Annotated in this window: 5 protein-coding genes and 1 pseudogene; 1 reads left to right on the top strand and 5 read right to left on the bottom strand. The window is 29.8% G+C overall.

Features of this window, described 5'->3' with window-relative positions:
- Positions 1–94: 94 nt before the first annotated feature.
- The 5 genes and pseudogenes from CLV38_RS13350 to CLV38_RS13370 all read right to left on the bottom strand — a co-directional run.
- Positions 95–681 (bottom strand): annotated as a pseudogene (locus CLV38_RS13350) (transposase); the annotation flags it as partial.
- Between the two features lie 635 nt (positions 682–1,316).
- The gene (locus tag CLV38_RS13355; protein ID WP_106196448.1) at positions 1,317–1,955 is read right to left on the bottom strand and encodes an ABC-2 transporter permease; all 639 of its coding nucleotides are present in this window, start codon (positions 1,953–1,955) and stop codon (positions 1,317–1,319) included.
- Positions 1,955–2,641 carry an ABC transporter ATP-binding protein gene (locus CLV38_RS13360; RefSeq protein ID WP_342751978.1) on the bottom strand — a complete coding sequence of 229 codons (687 nt, stop codon included), beginning with the start codon at positions 2,639–2,641 and terminating at the stop codon, positions 1,955–1,957. Before CLV38_RS13360 ends, CLV38_RS13355 begins: the two co-directional genes overlap by 1 nt.
- A gap of 188 nt (positions 2,642–2,829) precedes the next feature.
- Positions 2,830–3,342, bottom strand: coding sequence for a stage II sporulation protein M (locus CLV38_RS13365; protein WP_106196452.1), 513 nt, complete (start codon positions 3,340–3,342; stop codon positions 2,830–2,832).
- 127 nt (positions 3,343–3,469) lie between these two features.
- Positions 3,470–3,745, bottom strand: a complete 276-nt coding sequence (locus CLV38_RS13370) for a class IIc cyclic bacteriocin (RefSeq protein ID WP_106196454.1) — start codon at positions 3,743–3,745, stop codon at positions 3,470–3,472.
- A 242-nt stretch (positions 3,746–3,987) separates the two neighbouring features.
- Here CLV38_RS13370 and CLV38_RS13375 point away from each other — a divergent pair, with 242 nt between their 5' ends.
- Positions 3,988–4,860: a helix-turn-helix domain-containing protein gene (locus tag CLV38_RS13375; protein WP_106196456.1), complete on the top strand. Its 873-nt coding sequence runs from the start codon at positions 3,988–3,990 to the stop codon at positions 4,858–4,860.
- Positions 4,861–4,941 lie beyond the last annotated feature (81 nt).

Below are 4,941 nucleotides of genomic sequence, written 5' to 3' on the forward strand. Positions count from 1 at the left end.
TTTGATGTAAAGCTTTACAGCTATCAATCTTTTTTGGTAAGAGTACATGGACATTCTCCTGTCTTATAGTAGTCCAAGATTATGTCCGCACCTCCTCTTCGAAGCCTTCTTCCAGCTTTTCACAGGCCTTATGGTATTTTGATTGGTCAATATAAACGCTTACTAGCTTATTTTTAGCCTTGCGAGCCTATCAATATCAGTAAATTTGAAGAGGAATTTGACTTCTTCTCTGATCTTTATGTAGATCACATCGGTCATAACATAAGGGAAATGCTTGTCTGATAGAGAGCGATTTTGCCATTCGGAGACCATAGGGTCTAACTGGGCTGTTAAGCTGTAGACAAAGGACTTAGAGACTGATTTACCGCACAGCTCCTCAACGATTTGAGAGACTTTACGCGTAGAGACACCTGAAATATACATCTCTAACATAGAAGCTAAAAGAGCCTTCTCATTGCGTTGATACCGCTCAAATACAGTTGGTGTAAATTCGCCATCGCTTTGACTTCTTCGGTCATCTGATCGTTCATAATTCGTGGCTTGAATATAATCGGTTCGCTACTCGTCCATCAATTGATTAAATACAGTTTGTAGAATCTGTTTAGATGCAATATCTTTAACCGACTGGTCAATTAAGCTTTGAATATCTTCGGTTTCCAGTGTAAAATGTACTTGGGTCATATGATTGCCTCCTGGGTATGTTTTTAAGGGTTAAAAACAGTGTACCGTAAAGAGGCAATTCATATGGCCTTTTTACGGTACAAAATTATATGGACTTTATCAAATATCTAAATTGATGTTAACAAAGAATAAATGGCGAGAAGACTATTAATAAAAAAGATTAATAAAGAAAAGAGTAACCGATTAGTTGTTTTTTTGAAAATGTTTGAAGACTTGTAAAGTGCGATACTTAAAAAGAAGAAAAGCATAATACTAGATATATTTAATTCCATACTCTCCCATATCTCATTTACTATTAGTAGATAAAAAATATATAAAATATTATATAACATAAAACCATTTATATAAATTTTGTAGATTGTTGTTTTTGCTCTTAGATAATGTATCTCTTCGTGTGAAACTAGGCTATTAAAAACCACCAATACTATATATGTACCTAGTATTGAAATGAAGATAATAATTAAAGTCGATAATGAAAATATGATATTAAGTACTAAAGGGTTGAAGTATTCTTCTAAGATTGCAGAGCTCGCCGGTGAATAAAGAAAAGTTAAATGAATTCTCGTGAATGTTGTTATCACTAACATAAGAATTAAATTAATCCAACGTACTTTATTTCTCAAAATTAGATCCACCTAACCTTTCCGTTGAAAAATGATTAATGAACTCAAGAACGATAGAATACCTATTAAAACTAAAGTAGCCAATCCGATAAAAGTAATTTGGCTAGTCGTAATTGAACTTAAGAAAGTTGTAATATGTTCATGTACTCTAGGTATTCTTGATATTAGAAAAGCAATTAATACACATAAGAGAATTGCAATTGTTAAACCATTCTCGTCAAATTCATAGAAAAAAGGCAGCATGATAAACACATAAATAAGTGTGACTGTTAAAAAAATCAGTGATAAAATAAAATACTCTTTGAGTGATAACTGATCATAAACTAACCATAAGATTAGGCTTATTCCAGCATTCAGAAAAGTTGCTGCTAAACAGACAATTATTGACAATAAATAACGACTACAAATTATATTAAAAGAAGATATTTTGATGGTCTGAATAAATAAAGTCCACTCACTTTTTTTATCATCTACAAACAGAGTTTGAATCGTATTAATAAAAAAAACGGAAATGAAAATAGAAATTAGAAGGGCACTAGAATTTAGAAACACCATCCCTGCTACTATAATAAAAATGCTGGTGAGGAGAAACTTAGGTTGAATCCAAAGCTTTTTGAGCTGATATAAATCTTTTAGTAGGAGTCCTGTCATTAATTCTCACCTTGCTTTTCTAGTATTTCTTTAAACTTTTTTTCTAGATAGTGCATATCAGGTATGTCTTTCATTTCTTTTTGTAAAACAAATTTACCATTGTGCATCAACACAACCTTTGTAGCAATTTTATCAATATCATCCAATATGTGTGTAGACATAACAACAGTTGCATTGTTCTCTCTTACGTAATCTTGAATGAGTTGCAAAATATCAATTCGCACTAATGGATCCAACCCACTGGTTAATTCATCCAGCAATAGAATCTGGGCTTGGTGAGATAAAGAGACTGCAATGTTTAGTTTCATACTCATTCCCTTTGAGAACTTTTTAACTGGTGTCTTTAAAGGCAACTTGAAAAGGTTAATATAATTATGAAATTTTTCCGCTTCCCAAGTCGAAAATAAACGTTTCATAACTTTTTCTAATTCATAAATAGATAAACTCCCTGGAAATGGAAGCTGGTCAAATACGACTCCTATTTTTTCTTGCAAAGGTAAGTTTGATTCTCCAGAGTCAATTGATATTAAGCTGGCAATGATCTTTAAAAAAGTGGTTTTACCTGCTCCGTTATCACCAATTAATCCAATAATGTCATTGTTCATTGCCGACAAAGAAACGGAGTCTAGTAAAAAATCTCCTTGCCTTTTATAAATATTGGAAACTGAAAAAACATCTGTTTCGATATCTCATTCCTCCTTTTTACTAAATATTTTATTAAAGAGTAGTGTTGAGAAAATCATAATTATTGCGAGTAATGCAATTATAGAACTATCCCGATTAAAAACATAAAAATATACCATTAAAAGTAAAAGTATAACTACAAAAAGGCGCGAAAGTATTTTCATAAATCAAAATCTCCTTCATATGTTTTTTAAAAAGTTTCAACCCAAACAACTAATTGAGGAGTAATAAATACCTCAATTAGCGCAGAAAAAGTAAGGGTAAAATAAGATATTAAAAATAAGTTTAAATATTTTTTCTTCTCTAGTACTATTACTCCTTTCTCGTTTTCACTTAATAAGTGATAAAGGATAGCTCCAGCAAATAAAAAGGAACCCATTTCTAATATCCCATGTGGAATTAGCAAGATTATAGCAGTAATATTACGAACTCTTCCTATAACTGTACCTATTAAAAATCCATTTATAGAGAAAAACATATATATGATCGATTTTCCTATAATTAAGGAACAACAAAGTAATAAGAAAGCAATAGTATTATTCAATATGATTTCTTTTAATATTTCCCAATGTATAATTGAATCAATAGCTGTGATGTCAACTGTTTCTTGTTCTCTTCTCAACCCTAACATAAAACCCAAAATAATTGCTAAACCAAAAATAGTTAAAATTTTCTTATTAAATTTGCTATTCAGTATAGTCACTCCTATAAAAAGAAATAAATTAGCAAAAAGCGATTCCTAACCTTAATTTTAAGTTCTTTCAAAAAGTTAGAAATCGCTAAGATATTTGCTAACAACTGTCCTTGATTTTTCTGCATGTATTAATTGATTATGCTGATACTACGCCGACTGCTCCTATAACTGGTGCTGCCCAAGCTGGAATTGTTACTCCCAATGCCCATGAAATAGCAGTAACAGTACCAGTCCCTCCTGCTATATATTCCCATACTTGATCCACGATATCAGTAGTAAAAGGAATACCAAACAGATCAGCAACGAAAAGTATATTTGCTGTTGCAGCTAAAAGTAAAGTCCAGAATATAGTAACCATAGCTATCTTCTCAAATTTACTTAAGTGCAAAGATTTTGAAAGATTAATTATCATTTTTATCACCTCCTTTAGATTAGTATTCTTTATTTTCAAGCTAATTTAATAATTGTTATACTCATGAATCAGGTTCTTATGTTCCTCCAATAACATCCCAAACTAAAATATTAATTATGAATGACAATATAACCACTCCTTAATATATATTTTTATATGCATTTGTTATACAATTAAATATATAGAGCTTCTGTTTTTATAATAAGAAATGTTAACAATAAGTAACAAAAGAGGGTGGTTATATGAAAGTTGGAGAAGTAGTTAAACATATTAGAATGTCAAAAAGACTGAAATCTGCAAATGTTTATACTGATATTTTAAGTCGTCCAGCTATTTCAAGATTTGAAAAAGGATTAAGTGATACTACCTCTGATAAACTATTTAAGATTCTTGCTAATCTAAACGTTTCTTTAGATGAATTTCATTTCATATATACTAACTACAATCAAGAGAACGATTTCGATTTTTTGAAAAAATATTCTCACGCTTTTTATTTGAATGATTTAGAAAGCCTAAAGAAATTACAAGTATCAACTGAACAAAAATATAATCGCAACAGTCAATTAAAACAGTTACACTATTCAACACTTTGTAATTTAACCATTAGCTATATTACAAATAAGCCAAGTGATATGAACTGTTTAAATGTTTTAAAGGATTATCTTCTTGAATGTGACGAATGGACGTATTATGAATTAGTTTTATTTACTAATTCTTTAGACTTTTTCTCTGAAGATTTAATACTATTATTGTATAAAAGAACAAAAAAGAAATTAGATTATTTTGGTCAATTAAGAAAGTATAATAATGAGGTATTTTCATTAATATCGAATATTCTAGTTGTTTTTATAATCAAGAATGACTTAAATCAGAGTACTTATTTTTACAAGGAACTTAAACTCAATTTGTCTGAAACCAATAACAAAATGTATGAAAAAACTATGTTGATATTTTTCAAAGAACTAATAAGTGCAATGAAGTCAAAACAATTAAATATCACTATTGTAGATACTATTATTGCTTTATTTAAATGTTTGGATATGCCTTTAAAAACGAATCAATGTTCTAAATTAGTTGGAATTGTAAAAAAAAATAATCAAAGCTGGATTTTATAATGAAGTTAGCCACTCAGGCTAACATATAAAAAACGCCATGTGAATTTCATGTTATATTGAAGTTACCACTAACTCTCAATA

This window comes from Alkalibacterium olivapovliticus (assembly GCF_003003275.1).
GTDB lineage: Bacteria > Bacillota > Bacilli > Lactobacillales > Carnobacteriaceae_A > Alkalibacterium > Alkalibacterium olivapovliticum.

Bases quoted from the DNA above. Each gene is read 5' to 3' on its own strand.
- CLV38_RS13355 (WP_106196448.1), bottom strand. From the start codon at position 1,955: ATGACAGGACTCCTACTAAAAGATTTATATCAGCTCAAAAAGCTTTGG.
- CLV38_RS13370 (WP_106196454.1), bottom strand. From the start codon at position 3,745: ATGATAATTAATCTTTCAAAATCTTTGCACTTAAGTAAATTTGAGAAG.
- CLV38_RS13375 (WP_106196456.1), top strand. From the start codon at position 3,988: ATGAAAGTTGGAGAAGTAGTTAAACATATTAGAATGTCAAAAAGACTG.